Source organism: Streptomyces sp. Ac-502 (assembly GCF_045222935.1).
In the GTDB taxonomy this organism is placed as follows: domain Bacteria; phylum Actinomycetota; class Actinomycetes; order Streptomycetales; family Streptomycetaceae; genus Streptomyces; species Streptomyces monomycini.
The window spans coordinates 4,257,312-4,279,059 of the sequence record NZ_JBHFFO010000001.1 but is presented as its reverse complement, the minus strand read 5'-3'; the positions used below and the strand labels follow the sequence as shown (position 1 = coordinate 4,279,059).

At 71.7% G+C, this 21,748-nt stretch carries 18 protein-coding genes, 1 tRNA gene, 4 pseudogenes and 1 riboswitch; of the genes and pseudogenes, 16 read left to right on the top strand and 7 right to left on the bottom strand.

Features of this window, described 5'->3' with window-relative positions; genetic code table 11:
* The first annotated feature begins 136 nt into the window (after nucleotides 1-136).
* The 5 genes and pseudogenes from ACEXOX_RS19230 to rdgB all read left to right on the top strand — a co-directional run bounded on the left by ACEXOX_RS19230 (nucleotide 137) and on the right by rdgB (nucleotide 3,061).
* Complete coding sequence (locus ACEXOX_RS19230) at nucleotides 137-370, top strand: glucose PTS transporter subunit EIIB (protein ID WP_003986022.1); 234 nt, start codon at nucleotides 137-139, stop codon at nucleotides 368-370.
* A gap of 255 nt (nucleotides 371-625) precedes the next feature.
* Nucleotides 626-1,357 carry a ribonuclease PH gene (gene rph, locus ACEXOX_RS19225; protein ID WP_030023744.1) on the top strand — a complete coding sequence of 244 codons (732 nt, stop codon included), beginning with the start codon at nucleotides 626-628 and terminating at the stop codon, nucleotides 1,355-1,357.
* 230 nt (nucleotides 1,358-1,587) lie between these two features.
* Nucleotides 1,588-1,752 (top strand): SCO1431 family membrane protein, encoded by a 165-nt coding sequence (locus tag ACEXOX_RS19220; RefSeq protein ID WP_398744382.1) that lies wholly within the window; start codon nucleotides 1,588-1,590, stop codon nucleotides 1,750-1,752.
* Between the two features lie 231 nt (nucleotides 1,753-1,983).
* Nucleotides 1,984-2,424: a hypothetical protein gene (locus tag ACEXOX_RS19215; RefSeq protein WP_406522096.1), complete on the top strand. Its 441-nt coding sequence runs from the start codon at nucleotides 1,984-1,986 to the stop codon at nucleotides 2,422-2,424.
* A 35-nt stretch (nucleotides 2,425-2,459) separates the two neighbouring features.
* Nucleotides 2,460-3,061, top strand: a pseudogene (rdgB, locus tag ACEXOX_RS19210) (RdgB/HAM1 family non-canonical purine NTP pyrophosphatase).
* 71 nt (nucleotides 3,062-3,132) lie between these two features.
* Here rdgB and ACEXOX_RS19205 read toward each other — a convergent pair.
* The 4 genes and pseudogenes from ACEXOX_RS19205 to ACEXOX_RS19190 form a co-directional block, all read right to left on the bottom strand.
* A tRNA-Leu gene (locus ACEXOX_RS19205) sits at nucleotides 3,133-3,216 on the bottom strand.
* A gap of 42 nt (nucleotides 3,217-3,258) precedes the next feature.
* Nucleotides 3,259-3,915 carry an HNH endonuclease gene (locus ACEXOX_RS19200; RefSeq protein WP_406522094.1) on the bottom strand — a complete coding sequence of 219 codons (657 nt, stop codon included), beginning with the start codon at nucleotides 3,913-3,915 and terminating at the stop codon, nucleotides 3,259-3,261.
* Nucleotides 3,912-4,574 carry an HNH endonuclease signature motif containing protein gene (locus tag ACEXOX_RS19195; RefSeq protein ID WP_406522092.1) on the bottom strand — a complete coding sequence of 221 codons (663 nt, stop codon included), beginning with the start codon at nucleotides 4,572-4,574 and terminating at the stop codon, nucleotides 3,912-3,914. Before ACEXOX_RS19195 ends, ACEXOX_RS19200 begins: the two co-directional genes overlap by 4 nt.
* Nucleotides 4,575-4,734: 160 nt before the next feature.
* A pseudogene (locus ACEXOX_RS19190) lies at nucleotides 4,735-6,271 on the bottom strand (MFS transporter).
* A 509-nt stretch (nucleotides 6,272-6,780) separates the two neighbouring features.
* On the opposite strand from ACEXOX_RS19190, the gene ACEXOX_RS19185 reads away from it, so the two are divergent.
* Together ACEXOX_RS19185 and ACEXOX_RS19180 are read left to right on the top strand one after the other, a co-directional pair.
* Complete coding sequence (locus ACEXOX_RS19185) at nucleotides 6,781-7,287, top strand: hypothetical protein (protein ID WP_406522091.1); 507 nt, start codon at nucleotides 6,781-6,783, stop codon at nucleotides 7,285-7,287.
* The gene (locus ACEXOX_RS19180) at nucleotides 7,287-8,741 is read left to right on the top strand and encodes a sensor histidine kinase (protein WP_406522090.1); all 1,455 of its coding nucleotides are present in this window, start codon (nucleotides 7,287-7,289) and stop codon (nucleotides 8,739-8,741) included. Before ACEXOX_RS19185 ends, ACEXOX_RS19180 begins: the two co-directional genes overlap by 1 nt.
* A gap of 137 nt (nucleotides 8,742-8,878) precedes the next feature.
* Here the strand turns inward: ACEXOX_RS19180 and bcp are convergent, their stop codons facing one another.
* On the bottom strand, nucleotides 8,879-9,346 hold the full coding sequence (bcp, locus tag ACEXOX_RS19175; protein WP_406522088.1) for a thioredoxin-dependent thiol peroxidase: 468 nt from the start codon (nucleotides 9,344-9,346) through the stop codon (nucleotides 8,879-8,881).
* A gap of 192 nt (nucleotides 9,347-9,538) precedes the next feature.
* On the opposite strand from bcp, the gene ACEXOX_RS19170 reads away from it, so the two are divergent.
* The 3 genes from ACEXOX_RS19170 (at nucleotide 9,539) to ACEXOX_RS19160 (ending at nucleotide 10,798) form a co-directional block, all read left to right on the top strand.
* On the top strand, nucleotides 9,539-9,859 hold the full coding sequence (locus ACEXOX_RS19170; RefSeq protein ID WP_030023732.1) for a DUF3618 domain-containing protein: 321 nt from the start codon (nucleotides 9,539-9,541) through the stop codon (nucleotides 9,857-9,859).
* Between the two features lie 89 nt (nucleotides 9,860-9,948).
* Nucleotides 9,949-10,251, top strand: coding sequence for a co-chaperone GroES (locus ACEXOX_RS19165; protein ID WP_174856576.1), 303 nt, complete (start codon nucleotides 9,949-9,951; stop codon nucleotides 10,249-10,251).
* A gap of 119 nt (nucleotides 10,252-10,370) precedes the next feature.
* A riboswitch (guanidine-III (ykkC-III) riboswitch) is annotated at nucleotides 10,371-10,443 on the top strand.
* A gap of 34 nt (nucleotides 10,444-10,477) precedes the next feature.
* Nucleotides 10,478-10,798, top strand: coding sequence for a multidrug efflux SMR transporter (locus ACEXOX_RS19160; protein ID WP_030023730.1), 321 nt, complete (start codon nucleotides 10,478-10,480; stop codon nucleotides 10,796-10,798).
* 42 nt (nucleotides 10,799-10,840) lie between these two features.
* Here ACEXOX_RS19160 and ACEXOX_RS19155 read toward each other — a convergent pair.
* Nucleotides 10,841-13,251 (bottom strand): annotated as a pseudogene (locus tag ACEXOX_RS19155) (transglycosylase domain-containing protein).
* Nucleotides 13,252-13,548: 297 nt separating this feature from the next.
* On the opposite strand from ACEXOX_RS19155, the gene ACEXOX_RS19150 reads away from it, so the two are divergent.
* From ACEXOX_RS19150 to ACEXOX_RS19135, 4 genes are all read left to right on the top strand, one after another.
* On the top strand, nucleotides 13,549-14,346 hold the full coding sequence (locus ACEXOX_RS19150; RefSeq protein WP_406522086.1) for an ABC transporter permease: 798 nt from the start codon (nucleotides 13,549-13,551) through the stop codon (nucleotides 14,344-14,346).
* 67 nt (nucleotides 14,347-14,413) lie between these two features.
* The gene (locus ACEXOX_RS19145) at nucleotides 14,414-15,178 is read left to right on the top strand and encodes an ABC transporter permease (RefSeq protein ID WP_406526395.1); all 765 of its coding nucleotides are present in this window, start codon (nucleotides 14,414-14,416) and stop codon (nucleotides 15,176-15,178) included.
* An 8-nt stretch (nucleotides 15,179-15,186) separates the two neighbouring features.
* Nucleotides 15,187-16,317: an ATP-binding cassette domain-containing protein gene (locus ACEXOX_RS19140; protein ID WP_406522084.1), complete on the top strand. Its 1,131-nt coding sequence runs from the start codon at nucleotides 15,187-15,189 to the stop codon at nucleotides 16,315-16,317.
* Between the two features lie 17 nt (nucleotides 16,318-16,334).
* A complete protein-coding gene (locus ACEXOX_RS19135; RefSeq protein ID WP_406522082.1) occupies nucleotides 16,335-17,048 on the top strand; it encodes a DUF1707 domain-containing protein in 714 nt (237 codons plus the stop codon).
* Nucleotides 17,049-17,134: 86 nt separating this feature from the next.
* On the opposite strand, the gene ACEXOX_RS19130 is transcribed toward ACEXOX_RS19135, so the two are convergent.
* Nucleotides 17,135-18,427 (bottom strand): SGNH/GDSL hydrolase family protein, encoded by a 1,293-nt coding sequence (locus ACEXOX_RS19130; protein ID WP_406522081.1) that lies wholly within the window; start codon nucleotides 18,425-18,427, stop codon nucleotides 17,135-17,137.
* 258 nt (nucleotides 18,428-18,685) lie between these two features.
* Here ACEXOX_RS19130 and ACEXOX_RS19125 point away from each other — a divergent pair.
* Nucleotides 18,686-20,077, top strand: a pseudogene (locus tag ACEXOX_RS19125) (DUF445 domain-containing protein); the annotation flags it as partial.
* An 855-nt stretch (nucleotides 20,078-20,932) separates the two neighbouring features.
* Nucleotides 20,933-21,748, top strand: a complete 816-nt coding sequence (locus ACEXOX_RS19120; RefSeq protein WP_406522080.1) for a class E sortase — start codon at nucleotides 20,933-20,935, stop codon at nucleotides 21,746-21,748.

Below are 21,748 nucleotides of genomic sequence, written 5' to 3'. Positions count from 1 at the left end.
CGGAAAAGCGCTGCCGGGTGGTCGCCATCATTCGCCAGAGCACGGGCACACGCCCGGGCAACTGGGCTGAACGTGCGTTACCGTGTGATCACCGCGCGGCACCGACCGCCGGTGGCCGAGACAAGCAGGAGTGGACATGGCCAGCAAGGCTGAGAAGATCGTCGCCGGGCTCGGCGGCCTCGACAACATCGAAGAGGTCGAGGGCTGCATCACCCGCCTGCGCACCGAGGTCGCCGACCCCTCGCTCGTCGACGAGGCCGCGCTGAAGGCCGCCGGCGCGCACGGCGTCGTGAAGATGGGCACCGCCATCCAGGTCGTCATCGGCACCGACGCGGACCCGATCGCCGCCGAGATCGAAGACATGATGTGAGCAGCTGACCGCTCACCCGCCGGAGCCCCGGCCGCCCGCCCACCAGGCGACGGACCGGGGCTCCGGTACGGGTACCCGCCGGCCCGTACCCGTACGGCCGTGCGCAGGTCTGTGCCCGTACGGCCATGTGCAGGCCCGCGCCCGTACGCGCCCGTCCGCCCCCTCCCACAGCCGGAACCCGACCCCGGAACCCGGCCCCCCGGGCCTCCCCCGACCCGGAACGAGCCCCTCTACCGAGCCGATAGGGTCGGGACCATGTCTCGAATCGACGGCCGCACCCCCGACCAGCTCCGCCCCGTCACCATGGAACGCGGCTGGAGCAAGCACGCCGAAGGCTCCGTACTGATCTCCTTCGGCGACACCAAGGTCTTCTGCACCGCCTCCCTCACCGAAGGCGTCCCGCGCTGGCGCAAGGGCAGCGGCGAAGGCTGGGTCACCGCCGAGTACTCGATGCTGCCGCGCTCCACCAACACCCGCGGCGACCGCGAATCCGTCCGCGGCAAGATCGGCGGCCGGACCCACGAGATCTCCCGCCTCATCGGCCGCTCACTGCGCGCCGTCATCGACTTCAAGGCCCTCGGCGAGAACACCGTCGTCCTGGACTGCGACGTCCTCCAGGCCGACGGCGGTACCCGCACCGCCGCCATCACCGGCGCCTACGTCGCCCTCGCCGACGCGATCTCCTGGGCCCAGGCCAAGAAGAGCATCAAGGCCGGCCGCCAGCCGCTCGTCGGCACCGTCTCCGCCGTCAGCGTCGGCATCGTCGGCGGCGTCCCCCTGCTGGACCTCTGCTACGAGGAGGACGTGCGCGCCGAGACCGACATGAACGTCGTCTGCACCGGCGACGGCCGCTTCGTCGAGGTCCAGGGCACCGCCGAAGCCGAACCCTTCGCCCGCGAGGAACTCAACTCCCTCCTCGACCTGGCCGTCGCCGGCTGCTCGACCCTGGACGCCGCCCAGCGCGAGGCCCTCGCCCGCACGCTCTGACGCGCGCCCCAGCGGCCGCCTACGAGCCCCGGCCCGTACGGGTACGGACTGCCGCCTGTACGGGTACGGGCTGTCCGCCGCCGCACGAGCCTCTTGACGCGCCGGCCCCGCAACGGCGGGCCGGCGCGCCGCTCACCGCCCGCCGGGCCCGCCGGGCCCGTCCTGTGACCTTTCCCTCGTGGGATCTGCGTCTCTAGGAAAACGGCGACCCGCCGCGCACCGTGGAACCCATGTCCACTTCCGCTGCCACGGCTGCCGCAGCCGACGCCTCCGTCACCGCGTCCCGGGCCCGCACCGGCGGGCCCAAGGACGGCCCCAACCTGCTGGAACACCTCGTCGGCTGGACCCTCGTCATCGTCCTGGCCATGCTCTTCACCCAGACCGGCCTCATGTGACACGCGGGGCGCACGCCCCGCACACCTCGCACCACCCCGGCCCGCTCCGAGCGCCCCGGTCCGCTCCCGAGCGCCCCGGTCCGCCCCCAGCGCCCCGGTCCGCCCGGCCCCCGGCAACCAAAGCCGGCCCGCCGGCGTTCTCCCTAGTACCGGAACCGGCATCAGTACCGGAACCGGTATCAGTACCGGTGCACCGCCCGTGCACGGGCACGCCCAGGGGAGGACCGTTCCATGGCTCTGCGCCGCCGTACCGCACTCGGCCGTACCGCAACCCGCCGCACCGCGGACCGCCGCCCGGCCACCACCACCGCCGCCCTCCTGGCGGCGGCCGCCCTGACCGTCCCGCTCCTCACCGCCTGCGGAGCGGTCGAAAAGGCCGTCGGCTGCGCCAAGACCGCCACCACGTTCGCCAACGACCTGTCCTCCCTCCACCAGGACCTGAGCAACGCCGCCGACAGCCCCCAGGACGCCGAACGCGCCATCGACCGCCTCAACAAGGACCTCGGCACGATCCAGAAAGCCACGGACGACCCCGACGTCCAGAAGGCACTCAGCAACCTGACCGACGCCCTCGACAAGGCCGACGACGCCGTACGCGACGGCCGCACCCCCGACCTGTCCGCACTCGGCGACGCGGCCGGCGCCCTCACCAAGAGCTGCGCCACGGGGTGAGAGAAGCGGCCGCCGCCCCTGGATAATCGGGCCTCATGAAGCGCCTGATCCTCGCCACCCGCAATGCCGGCAAAATCACCGAACTCCGCGCCATCCTGGCCGCCGCCGACCTCGACGTCGAACTGGTCGGCGCCGACGCCTACCCGGACGTCCCCGACGTCAAGGAAACCGGCGTCACCTTCGCCGAGAACGCCCTCCTCAAAGCCCACGCCCTCGCCCGCGCCACCGGCCACCCGGCCGTCGCCGACGACTCCGGCCTGTGCGTCGACGTCCTCGGCGGCGCGCCCGGCATCTTCTCCGCCCGCTGGGCAGGCCGGCACGGCGACGACCAGGCCAACCTCGACCTGCTCCTCGCGCAGCTCTCCGACATCGCCGACGGCCACCGCGCCGCCCACTTCGCCTGCGCCGCGGCCCTCGCCCTCCCCGACGGCACCGAACGCGTCGTCGAAGGCCGCCTCGAAGGCACCCTGCGCCACACCCCCGCCGGCACCGGCGGCTTCGGCTACGACCCGATCCTGGCCCCCTCGGCGACACCCGCACCTGCGCCGAACTGACCGCCGACGAGAAGAACGCCATCAGCCATCGCGGCAAGGCGTTCCGGGGGCTGGTGCCGGTGGTTCGGGAGTTGGTGGGCTGAGGCGGCGGTCACCCCGCACGACGAAGGTCCGGCCCCGTACGAAACGGGACCGGACCTTCGATTCAAAGGCGTGCGGCCGGAGGGACTCGAACCCTCATGCCTCGAAGGCACTGGTTTCTAAGACCAGCCTGTATAACCCGTTCCAGCACGGCCGCTCGGCACTGACATGGTACTCGGCGGCCGACAGCGCGCGAGAGCTAGTCCCTGGATCGGCCGCCCCGGCACCACGTGGAGGTGGCCGCATGACAGTTGGGACACAGAAACCTGAGGTTGCGGGACCGGTTGTCCGTCCAGTCACCGTTGATGTGATCGATCTCCAGCGTCATCGGCCGACCGTGCCACACCGGTCCGGTTCCGCACTCCGCGCACCGGTCGGCAACGCCGCTTTCCAGCAACGCCCGCCGCAGCAGCGATGTGCCCGTGCGACGTCCCGTGTTCTGCTTCTTGAGGATGTCGTGCGCGGTCCGTCGGTTGAGTGTCTTCTTTCCTCGCTGGTGAGCCTGGCCCAGGAAGTGGCTGGTGTCGATGCCGTACTCGGTGGTCCAGCGCAGGAATTGTTTGCGGGTGCAGTGATTCGATGACCTGTTCATGTGCCGCAGAGCCGCTGCCACGGAACAGGAGGAGGCGACGGCTTCCTGGAGTGTCTCCTTCGTGGGGTGCGGGTGGACGCTCCGGCGCCCCACCGCTTCGAAGTGCGAGACGTCGATGCCGAAGTGCGCGAAGCGCCGGAAGATGTGCCGGCGGAGCTGGTGATAGGGGCGGACCCCCATGAAGGCGATGACTTCGTCGATGTTCTTGCAGTGGCGAGCGGCCGCGTCGAGAAGTTCCCGGGTGTAGCGCACGCCGCTGCTCATCGCTGTACACCCGCTCGCGCGCTCCGCTTCTTCTTGCTGCGTCCGCGATAGGAATCTGTCACCGAGTGGCAATTGGGGCAGAGAATCCGGAGATTCTCCAGGCGGTTGTTCCGCCAGTTGCCGTCGATGTGGTCGACTTCCAGGGGGATGGTGCTGCCGCGCCAGATCGGTCCCGTGCCGCACAGCGTGCACTGCTCCGTCACGCCGCGAGCCAGCATCGCTCCCTTCAAAGCGCTGCTCGGCACCCGGCGGGCGCCGGCGGCCGGCATCTCCACCAGCAGGCGGTCACCGCAGCGGCGACGGGAAGCCGGTTTCGCACGGCTTTGACCCGTGAAATGCGAGGTGTCGATTCCCAGGGCCCGGACCCGGCGGCTGATGTGCGTGTGATACCCGCCTACCACTTCGAGGCCGAGCAGCCGCAGCACCTCGCACATGTTCGTGGAGGAAGCCACTGCGGGCTCCAGCACTTCCCTGGTCCAGCGGACGCCGTCGCCCGTGAAATGGGAGATGTCGATATCCATCGACTTCATGCGCTCACGGATGTAACGGCGCCCAGAACTCTTCGGATCCACCCCTAACTTGACCAACGCTTCCGTGAACGTACGAGACGAAGCCGCCGCCTCGCTCAAGCGCTCGCGGGTATAGGGACTGACCGGCATGTGAACCCCCGTGATGTCTTTCGGCTGTGTGTCGCCCTCTCGAACTGCCCAACGCCCCCACCCCCCACCCGGTTACGCCGAACGGCCCAAAAACCCAAAAAAACGACCGCGGCCCTCGCCCGACCAGGGCAAGGGCCGCGAAGCGGAGTGCGAAGAGAGGTCAGAAGCGCGGGTCCGGGGACTGGGCCGTGACCATTTCGACGGCTTCCTCCTTGGTGGCGACGGCCGGCGGGGAGCCCTCCAGGGGCTGTTGGGCGGTTTCCTTCATGCAGGCGACGGCGATGGCGCCTACCAGGGCGGCGCCCATGGCGTAGTAGGCGGGGATCATGTCGTTGCCGCCGAAGCCGTCCATGAGGGCGGTGATGACCAGGGGGTCGTGCCGCCGAAGAGGGAGACGGCGAGGTTGTAGCCGATGGAGAGGGAGCCGTAGCGGACGCTGGTGGGGAAGAGGGCGGGGAGCGCGGCGGACATGGTGCCCAGGAGGCAGACCAGGGAGAGGCCGAGCATCAGCATGCCGGGGATGATCGCGGCCATGCTGCCCTGCTTGACCAGCAGGAAGGCGGGGGCGGAGAGGAGGAAGAAGCCGAGCATGCCGGTCATCAGCAGGGGCTTGCGGCCGTAGCGGTCGTTGAGCTTGCCGACGCTGCTGATGACGCACATCAGGACGAGCATGGTGCCGATGACGATCAGCAGACCGTGTGCCTCGTCGTAGTGGAGGGTGTCGGTCAGGTAGGTCGGCATGTAGGAGAGCAGCATGTAGTGGCAGATGTTGTACGCGCCGACCAGCGCGATGCACAGGATCAGCATCGGCCACTGCTGCGAGAAGATCTCGCCGAGCTTCTTCTTGGGGGCGTTCTCCGAGAGGTGGGAGGCGTCGCCCTCGGCCTCGGTGACGGAGGTGTCGCCGGTGTGGGACTGGGACGCTTCCAGCTTCTGGAAGGCGGGGGTCTCGTCGAGCTTCATCCGCAGGTAGAGGCCGACCAGGCCGAGCGGTCCGGCGACGAGGAAGGGGATGCGCCAGCCCCAGTCGTGCATGGTCTCGGAGCCGAGCGTGGAGTTGAGGACGAGGACCAGGCCGGCGGCGCCGGTGTAGCCGGCCAGGGTGCCCATCTCCAGGAAGCTGCCGAAGAAGCCGCGCTTCTTGTCGGGGGCGTACTCGGCGATGAAGGTGGAGGCGCCGCCGTACTCGCCGCCGGTGGAGAAGCCCTGGATCATGCGGAAGACGATCAGCAGGATCGGGGCCCACAGGCCGATGCTGGCGTACGAGGGGATCAGGCCGATGCACAGGGTGCCCGCGGCCATCATGATCATGGTGAGGGCGAGGACCTTCTTGCGGCCGACACGGTCGCCGAGGGGTCCGAAGAACGCGCCGCCGATGGGCCGTACGAGGAACGCGACGGCGAAGGTGGCGAAGGAGGACAGCAGGCTGGTGGTGTCGCTGCCGCCGGGGAAGAACACCTTTCCGATGGTGACCGCGAGGTAGCTGTAGATGCCGAAGTCGAACCATTCCATGGCGTTGCCGAGCGCGGCCGCCTTCACGGCGCGTTTGACGACGCGTTCGTCGGTCACCGTGATGTCGGTGCGGCGGAGCCGGGGTTCCGGCGGCGGGCGACGGCACGGAACAGGTTTCTGTGGCGTTTGAACGCCGCCGGGTCCCGGTCGGTCGTGGGTTCGGCTTCGGTGCTGCCGGTCGGCACGAGTCGAGTCCTCTCGGTCGGTCAGCGCGCTCGATGCGCGGCAGGAGTTCGCAGCGGTCGTGGGCGTCCTCGTGGCCGGGAGGGCCGTCAGCGGTCGCCTGTGATCACAAAGGTGGTCGTACGACAGGTGCGCCTGCGCACTGGAGCGCGACTCAAACCACTCTGACCCCACAACGCGATGTACGTCACGTGGTCTGCGCCGTCCGGCGCAGCGGTTCCTCCCGGTTTCGTGGTGGTTTTCGTCAGGGCTGTGACCACCGCTGTTACAGAACTGGTACACAGCCGCGTGGTCACCGAAGCGTCCGGGCAATCAGCTCGTGTGGCGGGGAGGGGAGAGTGGTGGGTATCGAAACCACCCTTATGCTCCGAACCGTTCGCTCCGCGGACCCCTCGCGTACGTGTGCCTCGGCCTCGCGCGCGGGGGAACGTGCACCGGCGCGGGTGCAGTGTTCGGATGCGGTGGCCCGTTCCGCGCCGGTACGGGGCCGCCGCCCCGGAAGGAGAAGTCCATGACCGACCGCGAGGGTGCCCGCCGGTTCAGCGGGCGCACCGCCCTGGCGACCTTCGCCGCGGTCACCGCGCTGGCGGTCGGCGGTGTGTGGTTCAGCCAGGCGACGGACCGTGCGTCGGCGGTGGACGCGGCGCCGAAGACGTCGGCGGTGCAGGACGTGAAGTCGGCCGGGAAGGCGACCGGCGGGCTGCCCGGTGTGCGCGACTGCGGGTTCGGCGAGCCGGAGATCAAGCCGCAGGTCATCACGTTGACGTGTGCTGACGCGGGCATGGTGGCGACGGGGATCACCTGGGACCGGTACGGCACGGCGGAGGCCGAGGGCAAGGGCGTGGTGCAGGTGGAGAAGGCCGCCGCGGGGGTGGGCACGAACGCCGGTTTCCCGGCGACGTTCCGGCTGTACGGGGCGAAGACGGTGGACGGCGCGCGGGCCTTCACGGGGCTGGAGGTGACGTACGAGGGCTCGACGCCGCTCGGTGACTCGACGGAGATGTACAACCTCGCGTGATGGGCATCCGAGGCCGGATCGCGCTGGCCATTTCGTGTGTGACGGCGTTGGCGGTGGTGGTGCTGGGGTTCGCGGTGCATCACATCGCGGACGCGGAGCGGGAGCGTTCGGCGCGCTCGTACCAGGACGACCGGCTCAGTTCGGCGCTGCAGATCTACGAGCGGGACGGGACGCTGGCGCTGGGCGCGCAGCTGGACGACGCGACGTTGCCGAGCCCGTTGCGGGCGGCGGTCTTCGAGGGGAAGTCCGGTACGTATGTGAGTCAGGGCGAGGATCCGCGGGTGTGGGCGGCGACCGGGGTGGGCGGGGGTTCCGGGGCCGGTGGTTCCGGGGCGGGTGACTCCGAGAAGAGGGGCTCCGCGGAGGGGGACTCCGGCGGTGGTTCCGGTGCGAACGGGGCCGGTGACGGCTCCCGGGACAGCGGTTCCGGTGACAGCGGTTCCGGTGACGCCGGCGCCCACGGCAGCGGTTCCGGCGGGCCGCCGCGGACGCTGTCGGTCTCGGCGGCGTTCCCGGACGACGACCCGGCCCAGGAGGCGCTGGACCGGGCCCTGGTGATCGCGGGCGTCGGCACGGTGGTGCTGATGGCCGGCGTGTCGTGGTTCGTCTCGCAGCGGCTGTCGCGGCGGCTGCGGCACAGTGCGGCCGCGGCGCGCCGGATCGCGGCGGGTGAGCCGCCGGACGCGGACGCGCTGGCGGCGGGCGGCCGGGACGAGGTGGCGGAGCTGGGCCGTTCGGTGCACCACATGGCGACGTCGCTGGCGGCCCGGGTGGAGGCGGAGCGCAAGTTCACCGCCGATGTGGCGCACGAGCTGCGGACGCCGGTGGCGGGTCTGGTCGCGGCGTCCGAGCTGCTGCCGCACGAGCGGGCCGTCGAGCTGGTGCGGGACCGGGCGCAGACGATGCGCAACCTGGTCGAGGACCTGCTGGAGGTGTCCCGGCTGGACGCGGGCGTGGAGTCCGCGCAGCTGGACGCGGTGGATCTGCCGTCGTTGGTGCGCGGGATCGTGGACCGGGTGGAGCGGGTGCGCGGCATCACGGGTGTCGGGATCGTCGTGGTGGGGCCGGCGCGGGTGGTGGAGACCGACCGGCGCCGGGTGGAGCGGGTGCTGGTCAATCTGCTGGCGAACGCGGCCAAGCACGGCGAGCCGCCGGTGGAGGTACGGGTCGAGGGCACGCGGATCGTCGTGCGCGATCACGGGCCGGGGTATCCGCCGGAGCTGTGCGAGGAGGGGCCGCGCCGCTTCCGTACGGCGGCTCCGGAGCGCGGTACCGGGCACGGTCTGGGGCTGACGATCGCGGCCGGGCAGGCGGAGGTGCTGGGCGGCCGGCTGCTGTTCGGTACGGCCGAGGGTGGCGGTGCCGAGGCGGTGCTGGAGCTGCCGGAGCCGGTCGGGCCGGAGGAGGCGGAGCGGGTGCCGGTGGTGGAGCGGGGGGCGGTGGCGGCTTCGTAGGCCCGCCGGGCCCGGCGGGCCCGGAAGTGGGCGGGGCGGCAGCGGGGGCAGCCGGGGCGGCCGGAGGACGGCCGCGGCCCCGCAGTACGGGTCCCAGCCGCTCGCGCCCGGTCGCCCCTCGCCCGTCCGGCTTCCGCCTACAGCCCCAGATCCTTGATGATCTTGGCGACGTGGCCGGTGGCCTTCACGTTGTACAGGGCGCGCTCGACCTTGCCCTCCTCGTCCACGATCACCGTGGAGCGGATGACGCCGGTCACGACCTTGCCGTACAGCTTCTTCTCGCCGTACGCGCCGTAGGCCTCCAGGACCTGCTTGTCGGGGTCGCCCAGCAGGGTGACCGACAGTTCCTCCTTCTCGCGGAACTTCGCGAGCTTCTCCGGCTTGTCGGGGGAGATGCCGATGACGTCGTAGCCGTGACCGGCCAGGAAGTCGAGGTTGTCGGTGAAGTCGCAGGCCTGCTTGGTGCAGCCGGGGGTCAGCGCGGCCGGGTAGAAGTACACGATGACCTTGCGCCCCTTGTGGCCGGCGAGCGAGACCTGCTTGCCGTCCGCGTCGGGGAGGGTGAAGGCGGGGGCGGTGTCGCCGGGCTGCAGTCGCTCGCTCATGGCTCTCCTTGGGTGGGCGGCACGCGGGGTGCACGTACGGGGAAGACGGGGGCGCGAGCGGGTCGCGCCCCTGTTCGCGCTACGCCCCGAGGTTACTGAGCCGCTCGAAAAGGGGGTGCTGTGGGGCGGCGGGGCCGTGGTGCTGACAGACTGTCCGCACGGAGACGGATCGAGACGACCGGAGGCAGCGCGGTGTCGGAAGCCAGGACCCCTGCGCAGATCGAGAAGGACATCGTCCGCAGGCGGCAGGAGCTTGCCGTGACGCTGGACGAGATCGGTGTGCGGCTGCACCCGAAGACGATCATGGGGGACGCGAAGGCGAAGACGGCGGCGGCCGTGGACCGCACGGCGGGGCGGGCCTACGTGGCCGCCAACCGCGCGGTCTCGGACATCCGCGCCCAGCTGGTGGCGGAGGACGGCGCGCCCCGCCTGGAGCGGGTGGTGCCGCTGGCGATGATCGGTGTGGCCGTTGTCGGGCTGCTCGTGGTGGGTTCCAGGCGCCGCCGTTCCTGAGGCGGGCGCTGCGCGGGCGCGCGGCCGGGTACGGTCGTGCCGTGAGCCCGAATAACGCCAAGGACACCCACGACAAGCTGCCCATCCGGATGCTGCACGACCGGGTGCTGGTCCGTACCGACATCGCCGAGGGCGAGCGCCGTTCCACCGGCGGCATCGTCATTCCCGCGACCGCGGCGGTCGGCCGCCGTCTGGCCTGGGCCGAGGTGGTCGCGGTGGGGCAGAACGTGCGGACCGTGGAGCCCGGTGATCGGGTGCTGTACGACCCGGAGGACCGGGCCGAGGTCGAGGTGCGCGGCGTCGCGTACGTCCTGATGCGCGAGCGCGACCTGCACGCGGTGGCGGCGGAGCGCCTGGAGGGTGCCGAGGACGCGACGGGGCTGTATCTGTAGAGACAGCTGCACGTGTGGAGACAGCTGTACCTGTAGAGGCAGCTGTACCTGTAGGGGCCGCCGGGCGGTTCTGCCGTACGGAGGCGAGGGCGGGCGGTGACCAGGGTCACCGCCCGTTTTGTACGCCTTTTGCTAGGCTCGGAGACATCCCGACGAGACGCGCCGTACCGGGTCACGACAAGACGACGCACCCCTGTAGAAGCTCGCTTTCCACGGAGGTGCCGTCATGGCATGGATCCTGCTCGCCGTCGCCGGTCTGCTCGAAGTCGGCTGGTCGATCGGTATGAAGTTCACGGACGGGTTCACCCGGCTGTGGCCCAGTGTCTTCACCGGCGCGGGCATCGTCGCCAGCATGGTGCTGCTCTCGTACGCCGCCCGGACCCTGCCGATCGGCACCGCGTACGGCGTCTGGGTCGGTATCGGCGCGGCCGGTGCCGCGGTCGTCGGCATGCTGGTGCTCGGGGAGCCCGCCACCGCCGCGCGGATCTTCTTCATCTGCTTGCTGCTGGTGGCGGTCGTCGGCCTGAAGATGACGTCCGGCCACTGACGCCGGGTGCCGGGCCCGGCACCCGGCCCCCGGAAACGCCCCTCACGCCCCCGGGAAGTTCTCCCACCCGCCGTACCCGCCGTCGTAGCCGCCTCCCATGCCCCCGCCGCTGCCGCCCCGGCCGCCGTTGATGCCGCCCTCGATGCCCCCGGCGGGTGGCTCCACGGTGGGCCAGTCGTCGGTGGGGGCGGTGGTCGGCTCCTCGGTCGGGAACGTCGGGAAGCTGGGGCCGGGGGCTGTGGTGGGCCCGGGGCCGCTGGTGGGCGGGGTGCCGGTCGGGCCGCTGGGCGGCGGGGTGTCGCTCGGCGGTGCCTCGCTGGTGCTCGGCTGCTCGCCGGGCGTGCTCGGTGCCTGGCTGGGCGGCTGGCTCGCGCCCGCCTCCAGGTCCAGGTCGAAGTCCTTGGCCGGCTTCCCCTCCAGGGCGGCTTCGGTGTACGCGGCCCAGATCTCGGCGGGGAAGCCGCCGCCGTTGATCCGGGCCTGTCCCGCCGCCCCGTACAGCGGCTTCTGCGCGCCGGTGTCCGGGTCCTGGCCCAGGACGCCGACGACGGTGGCCAGGTCGGGGGTGTAGCCCGCGAACCAGGCGGCCTTGTCCTGCTCGGCCGTGCCGGTCTTGCCGGCCGCGGGCCGTCCGACGGCGCGGGCCGCCGAGCCGGTGCCGCCGGGGCTCTCGATGACGCTGCGCAGGATCGAGGTGGTGGTGTCGGCGGCGTTGCGGGGCACCGCGGTCTTCTCGCCGCGGTCCGGCAGTTCGACGGTCTCGCCGCCCTTGGTGGCCTTGCCGACGAGGCTGTACGCGCGCTGCTTGCCGTGGTTGGCGAGGGTGGCGTAGACCTGCGTCATGTCCAGCACGCTGGGGGTGGCGGTGCCGAGCGAGATGGCGCACTGGGAGGAGCCGAGGCTCGGCGTGTCCTTGGGGATGCCGAGGTCGACGGCGGTGTCCTTGACCTTCTCCGGGCCGACGTCGACACCCATCTGGGCGTACACGGCGTTGACGGACTTGTCGGTGGCGGTGGAGACGGTGATCGGCCCGTAGGAGCGGCCGTCCTCGTTCTCGGGGGCGAAGCCGACGCGCCGGCCGTTGCTGACCGCCTCGCGCTTGTTGGTGCCGTCGTAGACCGTGTTCGGGGTGATCTTGTTGCCGTCCTGGGTGACGGCGTCGTTGGCGACGGCGGAGGTGAAGACGATCGGCTTGAAGATGGAGCCGACCTGGTAGTCGCGGCGGGTGGCGCTGTTGACGTACTGCTTGGCGTAGTCGATGCCGCCGTACATGGCGACGACGTTGCCGGTGGCGGGGTCGATGGAGGCGCCGCCGCCCGTACGTAACGGTCGGCCGTGGACGTGCCGAGCTGTCGCATCAGCTTCTTGTCGACGGCTTCGACCAGGGCGTCCTGGCGCTTCTTGTCGAGGGTGGTGGTGATGCGGTAGCCGCCGGTGGCCAGCGTCTGATCGTCGATGATCTTGTTGTTGGTCAGATAGTCCTTGATCGCTTCGACGAGGTAGCCGCGCTGTCCGGACAGGCCGGTGGGCGGCTTGGCCTTGCCGGGCGTGGGGAAGGTCAGCCCGGCCCGTTCGGACGCGCTGATCCACTTCTTCTTGACCATGCCGTCCAGGACGTAGTTCCAGCGGTCCAGGGCGCGCTGCCGGTTCTGCGGGTGGGTGGCGACGTCGTACGCGCTGGGCGCGTTGAGCAGGGTGGCGAGGTAGGCGCCCTCGGCGGTGGTGAGCTGGTCGGAGTTCTTGCTGTAGTACGCCTGGGCGGCGGCCTGGATGCCGTACGCGTTGCGGCCGTAGTAGCTGGTGTTGAGGTAGCCCTCCAGGATCTCGGACTTGCTGCGCTCGCGGTCCAGCTTGATCGCGATGAAGAACTCCTTGGCCTTGCGGGTGATGGTCTGTTCCTGGCCGAGGTAGTAGTTCTTCACGTACTGCTGGGTGATGGTGGAGCCGGACTGCTTGCCCTTGCCGGTGACGGTGTTCCACGCGGCGCGCAGCATGGCGACGGGATCGACGGCGGACTCGGAGTAGAAGTCGCGGTCCTCGGCGGCCAGGACGGCTTCCTGGGTGGTCTTCGGGACCTGGCTCAGGGGGACGTTCTCGCGGTTGACCTTGCCGTCGCGGGCGATCTGGCTGCCGTCGGCGTACAGGTAGACGTTGCTCTGCGCCTGGGCGGCCGAGTTGGCGGCGGGGATGGGCACGAGCATGTACCCGGCGACGAGGCCGCCCGCGACCAGCAGCAGGACGAGCAGGAAGCCGCCCAGCACCATCCGCCAGGTGGGCAGGGCGCGCCGCCAGCCGGTGCGCTTGCGGCGGCCCTGGCCGGCCTTGGCCCCTCCGTCGGCTGCCGGGCCCTCCTGGGGGCCGTGCGCGTCGGCGGCCGCGGGCAACTCGGAGCGTGCGGCCCACTTCGGTACGCGGGGGCCGGCCTTGCCGTCCTGCTGCGGATCGTCGCTCATGTCTGTATGGACTCCTCGGCCGCCGCCGAGGGTTGTACCGCGGCGGATCGGTGGCGTGTCGGGCGATTCGCGTTCTAAGCCGGAAAAGGAACTGTCGCCCGATACGAAACTCTCGCATCAAGGCCTTCACCCACGAGGGGCGGCGCGCACCTGTGACCGCTCCGTGACCGGCCGAACGGGTCGAAAGACTCACCGGAACGGGTGAATAAATGCGTGGCCGGGCCCCCGCGCGCCGGACTAGGCTCCGGTCTTTCGCGCCACAAGATGGCGTGCCGTCAGGAACGGGGGACGCCACACGTGTTGTACGCGGCCGTAGCGGCGGGCAGCTTCCGGCGCTATGCCACCTACCGTATCGCCACCGCTTCCGGCGTCTTCACCAACACCGTCTTCGGCTTCATCCTCGCCTACACCTACATCGCCCTGTGGACCGAGCGCCCCCACCTGGGCGGCTACGACCTGCCGCAGGCGCTGACCTTCGTATGGACCGGGCAGGCGCTGCTGGCGGCCACCGGGCTGCTCATCGGCGGTGGCATGGACGAGTTGCAGGAGCGCATCCGCAGCGGGGACATCGCCGTCGACCTGTACCGGCCCGCGGACCTCCAGCTGTGGTGGCTGGCCGCCGACCTCGGGCGGGCCGCCTTCCAGCTGTTGGGGCGTGGCCTGGTGCCGATGGCGGTGGGCGCGCTGGTCTTTCCGTCGGCGCTGCCCGCCTCGCCGGTGACCTGGCTGCTGTTCCTGGTGTCGGTGGCGCTCGGTGTGGTGGTCGGCTTCGCGCTGCGTTACCTGGTGGCGCTGACGTCCTTCTGGCTGCTGGACGGCGCGGGCGTGTCGATGGTCGCCGGGCTGATGTGCCTGTTCTTCTCCGGGATGGTGCTGCCGCTGAACGTCTTCCCCGGCGGGTTCGGCGAGGTTGTCCGGCTGCTGCCGTGGTCCTCGATGCTCCAGGTGCCGGCCGACGTGCTGCTCGGGGTGCACGACGGCGTGGGGGCGGCGCGGGCGCTGGCCTTCCAGGCCGGGTGGGCGGTGGTGCTGCTGGCGTCGGGGCGGCTGGTGCAGTCCGTGGCGACGCGGAAGGTGGTGGTGCAGGGTGGCTGAGGAAGGTACGTGGGCCCTCCGCCCGCGGCTGGCCGAAGGCCTGCGGGCGTACGGCCTGATCGTGGCGATGTGGACCCGCTCCACGCTCGCCTACCGGACGTCCTTCCTGCTGACGGCGCTCGGCAACTTCGCCGCCACCGGGCTGGACTTCCTCGCGATTCTGCTGATGTTCACGCACATCACGGCCCTCGGCGGGTTCTCGTTGCCCGAGGTGGCGTTCCTGTACGGCACGTCCGGCGCGGCGCTGGGCCTGGCGGACCTGGTGCTGGGCAGCATGGACCGGCTCGGCACGCGGGTCAGGGACGGCACGATGGACGTCCTGCTGGTGCGGCCCGTACCGGTGTTCGCGCAGGTCGCGGCGGACCGTTTCGCGCTGCGCCGGCTCGGCCGGATCCTGCAGTCGGCGCTGGTGCTGGGCTGGTCGCTGTCCCGGCTGGAGGTGGACTGGACGCCGGGCAAGGTGCTGCTGGTGCCGGTGATGCTGCTGTGCGGTGCGGTGATCTTCGGGGCGGTCTTCACCATCGGGGCCGCGTTCCAGTTCGTCGCGCAGGATGCCGCCGAGGTGCAGAACTCGTTCACGTACGGCGGTACGACGATGCTCCAGTACCCGCCCACCGTCTTCGCCAAGGACCTGGTGCGCGGCGTCACCTTCGTCGTCCCGCTCGCCTTCGTCAACTGGCTGCCCGCGCTGCGCCTGCTGGGCCGCGACGACCCGCTGGGGCTGCCGGGCTGGGTGGACTTCCTGGGGCCGGCGGTCGCGGCGGCGATGTGCGGACTGGCCTGGCTGGCCTGGCGGGCGGGCCTGCGCAACTATCGGAGCACGGGGAGCTGAGGGACGGTATGCGAAGCGGTACGGGGGACGCGGTGCGCGGCCCGGAGGAGACCGGGGCTGTGGGGCGTGGCCCGGAGGAGGCCGGGGCTGTGGTGCGCGGCCCGGAGGAGACCGGGACTGTGGGGCGTGGCCCGGAGGAAGCCGGGGCTGTGGGGCGTGGCCCGTCCGGCGGTGAGCCCGGTTTCATCGAACTGGAGGGCGTCGAGAAGGTCTTCCACGTACGGCGCAAGGCGGGCCGGCTGCGGCGGGTGCGCGAGGAGGTGCGGGCCGTCGACGGCATCAGCTTCCGGGTGCCGCGCGGCGCGATGGTCGGCTACATCGGCCCGAACGGCGCGGGCAAGTCCACCACCGTCAAGATGCTCACCGGCATCCTGGTGCCCAGCGGCGGGCGGCTGCGGGTGGCGGGCATCGACCCGGCGCGGGAGCGGACCCGGCTCGCGCGCCGCGTCGGGGTGGTCTTCGGGCAGCGTACGACGCTGTGGTGGGACCTGCCGCTGAAGGACTCCTACGAGCTGGTGCGGCGGATGTACCGGATTCCGGAGGCCGCCTACCGGCGGAACATGGAGCGCTGCGTCGAACTGCTCGACCTGGCGAAGCTGTTGCCGGTCCCGGTGCGGCAGCTCTCGCTCGGCCAGCGGATGCGCGGTGACATCGCGGCGGCGCTGCTGCACGACCCGGAGGTGCTCTACCTCGACGAGCCGACCATCGGCCTGGACGTCATCAGCAAGGCGAAGGTCCGCGGCTTCCTGCGCGAGGTGAACGCGGAGCGGGGCACCACCGTCCTGCTGACCACGCACGACCTCACCGACATCGAGCAGTTGTGCCGCCGGGTGATGGTCATCGACCACGGGCGTCTGGTGTACGACGGCGGGCTGGACGGGCTGCACGCCGTGGGGCGCAGCGAGCGGACGCTGGTGGTGGATCTGGAACGGGAGCTTCCGCCCATCGAGGGGGTGCCCGGCGCCCGTACGGTCAAGGTCGAAGGCCCGCGGCAGTGGCTGGCGTTCCCGGCGGCGCAGAGCGCGGCGCCGGTCGTCTCGGCGGTCGCGGAACGGTATCCGCTGGTGGATCTGTCGGTGCGGGAACCGGACATCGAGGACGTCATCTCCCGGATGTACGCGGACAACACGGCGCCATGAGGCATTAATCTGTCCGTATGACTGACGAACTCCCCGATCTGCGCGCCTCGGACGCCGACCGTGACCGGATCGCCGGGATCCTGCGCGAAGCCCTCGCCGAGGGGCGGCTGCAGATGGAGGAGTTCGAGGAGCGGCTGACCGCGGCCTACCAGGCGCGGACGGTCGGCGCGCTGCGGCCGCTGGTCGCTGACCTGCCGCAGCCGTCCGACAGCGGCCTGCCGGACACCCGGGCCGCCGGGCCCGGGGCGGTTGCCTGGCGGGAGCGGATCGGCGGCGAGCCGTCCTCCCGCGGGGCCTTCGCCTTCTGGAGCGGTTTCTCGCGCAACGGCCGCTGGACGGCGCCGCGGATGTTCACCGCCGGGGTGTTCCAGGCGGGCGGCGAGATCGACCTGCGCGACGCGCACTTCGAGGCCGAGGAGATCACGGTGCGCTGCTTCGCGTTCATGGGCGGCATCGATGTCGTGGTGCCGCCGGGCGTGGACGTGCAGGTGACCGGCTGGGGTTTCATGGGCGGTTTCGACAACGGCGACGGCGAGCCGGGGGACCCGGGCGCACCGCGGGTGAAGATCACCGGGTTCGCGATGATGGGCGGCGTCGGTGTCCGGCGCAGGCTGTCCAAGCTGGAGAAGAAGCGGATCAGGCTGGAGCGTGAGCGGCGCGCGGAGTCGGCGTTTCCGGAAGACGCGCGCGGATACGAGGTGTCGGAGCGCCGGCGCAAGGAGCTGGACTGACGCCGTGCACGGGCGCCCGCGCGCCTGCCGTACCGGCCTCCGCGCCCCCGGGGCGCCTCATCGTGCCGCCGCTCCCGTGAGCCGCCTCACCGTACCGGCGCTCCCTTGAGCTGTCGCAGGTCGACCGCGCCGGCCATCGCCCGGTAGCCCGCGTCGCTCGGGTGCAGACGGTCGCCCGAGTCGTAGGCGGGCCGCAGCCGCAGGGGGTGGTGCGGGTCGCGCAGCGCCTCGTCGAAGTCCGCGTAACTCCCGTAGACCTCCCCGGCGCGGATCTTCGCGTTGAGGTCCTGCCGTACGGCGTCGAGCTCCGGCCGGTAGCCGCGATGGCCGCCGAACGGGGTGAGCGTGCTGCCGATGACCTGGATGTCCCGTGCCGCTGCCCGGCGCACGATCTCCCGCATCCCGTCCGCCAGCTTCTCCGCGTCGAGCCGGCGCGGTGACTTGAACAGGTCGTTGAGGCCGATCTCGACGACGACGGCCCGCACCCCCGCGCGCGACAGTACGTCGCGCTCCAGCCGGGACAGCACGCTGGGCCCGCCGCTGACCGACCAGCGGTTGCTGTCCGTCAGCAGGCGGTTGCCGCTGATGCCCTGGTTGAGGACGCCGTAGCGGGGCGCGCCGGGCTCGGTGCGCAGCCGGGCGGCGAGGAAGTCCGGCCAGCGGTGGTTGGCGTCCGGGGTGGAGGTGTTGCCGTCGGTGATCGAGTCGCCGACGGCCACGACGGCGCCGACGGTGCGCGGGCCGCGGACGTCCACACTGGTCAGATAGCGCCAGGCGGTGACCTTTTGGGTGTAGGCGCCGCCGGTGGTGTCCGCGGCGCGGTCGCCGCGCGCCAGGTAGGACGTCTGGCGGGCGTGCGGGTGGTAGGTGACGGGTCCGGAGGGGGTCGGGGAGTAGGTGGTGACCAGGAGGTCGGCGGCGGCCGGGACGGTCAGCCGCACCGGGTCGCTGGTGACCGATCCACCTGCCGGGACGGTGACGGCGGGCCGTCCGGCGAAGGTCAGCCTGCGCAGGGTGCCGGGCATGACCGCCGGGCTGCCGGGGGCGAAGGCGCGGGCGAGGGTGGCGTGACCGACGGGCAGCGGGCGGGTGCCGTACAGGTTGGAGAGCTGGATACGGGCGCTGGTGCCGCCGATGCTGGTGTGCACCACGTTGCGTAGGGAGGTGTCCGCGTAGCCGTCCGACTTGCCGGGTTCGGCGGCCGCGGCGGCGGCCGACCACGTACCGGTCCAGCGCTCCGCCGAGGGCGGGCGGTCGTCTCCCGCGGGGGCCTGGGCGCCGTCGCCGCCGGAGCCGAGGAGCACCGCGGTGACGGCGAGCACCAGCAGCGCCGCCAGGCCGGCGAGCAGCGGCAACGGGCGGCCCACGGGAGTCGGCATGCGGGCACAGTCTCCTATGGCAGGCGGAGCGGCGTGCTCCGGGCGGGCACAGGGCAGCGTGTGGTCAGCGGTGGCGGCGTGGTCCGGTCGGCCCGTTCATGCTGCCACGCGGTCCGGACGGCCCGGGTGGCGCCCCGGCGGCGCGCAGGGGAACTCGTGGTTCGCGTCCGGAGTAGGACACAGTTGAACGCACGGCCGGCATGAAGCAGGGCATATGCCTGTACGTACGGTGCTGACGGGTTCGAGCGGGTGGAGCGGATGGAACGGACGAAGACGGACGTGGTCCCCGGGGCGGATGTGCCCGCGGGAGCGGACGGGACGCCGCCGGACGGCGGGCGCGCGGGCACGGGCCGGGCCCGCGGCCCGGTACCGCCCGGCGGCTCCCCGCAGAGCCTCGCGGACAGCCCCGCGGACGCGGAGAAGCGGCGCGGCGTACGGCGCATGAAGACCCTCGCGACCGGTCTGCTGCTCGGAGTGGCCCTGGTGTACGCCCTCGCCACCTGGGCGAAGGCCGCCGGCGCGGGCGGCTGGGCGGGTTATGTGGCGGCGGCGGCCGAGGCGGGCATGGTCGGCGCGCTGGCCGACTGGTTCGCGGTCACCGCCCTGTTCAAGCGGCCGCTGGGACTGCCCATCCCGCACACCGCGATCATTCCGACGAAGAAGGACCAGCTCGGGGTGAGCCTCGGCGAGTTCGTCGGCGAGAACTTCCTGTCCGGCGACGTCGTACGGCAGCGGCTGCGCAAGGTCGGCATCGGCCGGCGGCTGGGCGCCTGGCTCGCCGAACCGAAGAACGCCGACCGGGTGACGGCGGAGCTGTCCACCGCGCTGCGCGGCGCGCTGACCGTGCTGCGCGACTCCGACGTGCAGGCGGTGGTCGGCGAGGCGATCACCCGCCGCGCGGACGCGCAGGAGATCGCGCCCGGGCTCGGCAAGATGCTGGAGAAGGTCGTCGCGGACGGCGGGCACCGCCGGGTCGTGGACCTGGTCTGCGTACGGGCCCACGACTGGCTGACCGCGCACGGCGACTCGGTCATGACGGCGGTCTCCGGCGGCGCCCCCGGCTGGACGCCGCGCTTCGTGGACCGCAAGGTCGGCGAGCGGGTCTACAAGGAGCTGCTGCGGTTCGTCACCGAGATGCGGGACATGCCCGAGCACCCGGCGCGCGGCGCGGTGGACCGTTTCCTCAAGGACTTCGCGGGCGACCTGCAGTCCGACACCGACACCCGGGAGCGGGTGGAGCGCCTGAAGTCGGAGGTGCTGGGCCGCGGCGAGGTGCAGGACCTGATCGCCTCCGCGTGGGGCTCCGTACGCACCATGATCGTGGCGGCCGCCGAGGACGAGCACAGCGAGCTGCGGCAGCGCACCCGGTCGGCCCTGCTGTCACTGGGCCGACGGCTGGCCCGCGACGGGCGGATCCAGAACAAGGTCGACGGCTGGCTGGAGGGCGCCGCGGTCTACGTCGTGACGACCTACCGCGCCGAGATCACGTCGCTGATCACCGACACCGTCGCGAGCTGGGACGCCGACCACACCTCGAAGAAGATCGAGGCACACATCGGACGCGACCTCCAGTTCATCCGCATCAACGGCACGGTCGTCGGCGCCCTGGCCGGTCTGTGCATCTACGCGGTGTCGCGGGTGCTCGGGGGTAGGGCGCGGCGGTACGCGTTCCGGGACGCACCCCGTACGGGAGAAACCAGCTCGTACGGGGAAAATGGGGCGGTGACGGACGACGACATCCTGGCTGTACCCGACCCCGGGCAGGCACTGCGGTGGCTGCGCGAGCGGCTGACCCCTGACACCGACGCATGGCGGCACGTCGTCACCGAACTCGTCCCCGAGGGCTATCCGGCATACGTACGCGTCTTCCACTCCTGGATGCTGGAGGAAGTACCCGGACTGCGCAGGACGTGGCGGGAGATGGCGGCGGCTTCCGGCGCGCACTTCCACGGCGAGCTGATGGCCGGAGCCCTGCGGCGGGAGATGCTCAGCCCGCCTGCCGGGGAGCAGTGGGAGGTTTTCGACGGGGAGCCCGACCCGGCCACGCGCCAGGGGCTCGTGGAGATCCTGACGGACGCCACGCCGGCGGAAGCCGACCAGCGGATCTTCTACAGCTATGAGCTGGCCAGAGAGCTCCGCGGCGAGGAAACCCTCGTGTGGAAGTCGTCGCTCTCCGGCCTGGAAGCCGTGCGGGCCCGTACAGGGGAGGAGTGCGCCGGGCCGGAACACTGGTGGCCCGAGGACCGCGGCTGGGTGGTCGCCTGCGACTGGGACCTGTGCTCCACGTATGTGGCGTGCTCGGAGGAGCTCGCTGAACGCCTCGTCGGAAGCGACTTGATCGAGGCCGTTCGGGTGGCTCCCACCGCGCGCGTGGACAACGGAGCCGATCACCTCAACAAGCGGTCCTGATTTTCGCCGAGGACCCGGCTGCGAGGCCGGTCCTGGGCTCGTCTCAGGCCGCACCGCCTATGGAAGTCTCCCGCCGCAGGCCCTACCGTGCAGCGCGTGCGCGAGCGGATACCGGTGGTGGTGCAGGGGCAGCGGCGGCGACGGCCGCGCGCTGTGCGGGTGTTGTGGGCGGGCGCGGAGCTGGCGGTGACGTTCGGGGTGCTCGTCCTGCTGCTGGTCGTACATCAGCTGTACTGGACGAACCGACAGGCGCAGGCGAGCGCGCGCGACCAGGTGGCGCGGCTGGAACGGCAGTGGGACGCGCAGCGCCCGCCGGCCACCGGAGCACCGGCAACCGGAACGCCGTCCTCTGGACCGTCGCCCGGCCCGGCCGCTTCCACCGGTCCTGAGCGGCCCGGGGACCGTATGCGGCAGGAGGTGCGCAGCACCCTGGAGCAGGCCGCGCCACCGCGCCCCCGCCGGGACGCCGCGTACGCGGTCCTGCGCATCCCGCGTCTCGGCCTGACCGTTCCCGTCGCCGAGGGGACCGGCAGGTCCGCCGTCCTGAACAAGGGCTACGCGGGCCACTACGCGCACACCGCGCAGCCCGGCGAGCCGGGCAACTTCGCGCTCGCCGGGCACCGCAACACGCACGGCGAACCGTTCCGCTTCCTGAACCGGCTGCGGCCCGGCGACACGGTGGAGGTGCTCACCGCGGCCGCCCGCTACACGTACGCGGTCGACCGGACCGTGCCGCGCACCACGCCCTCCGACGGCACCGTCACCGCCCCCGTCCCGTACAGCACCGCCCACCCGTCCCTGCGCTACACCGAGCCGGGCTCCTACCTGACGCTGACGACCTGCACGCCCGAGTACTCCTCGGCGTACCGGCTGGTGGTGTGGGGCCGTCTGACGGGCGCGGTGCCCCGATAG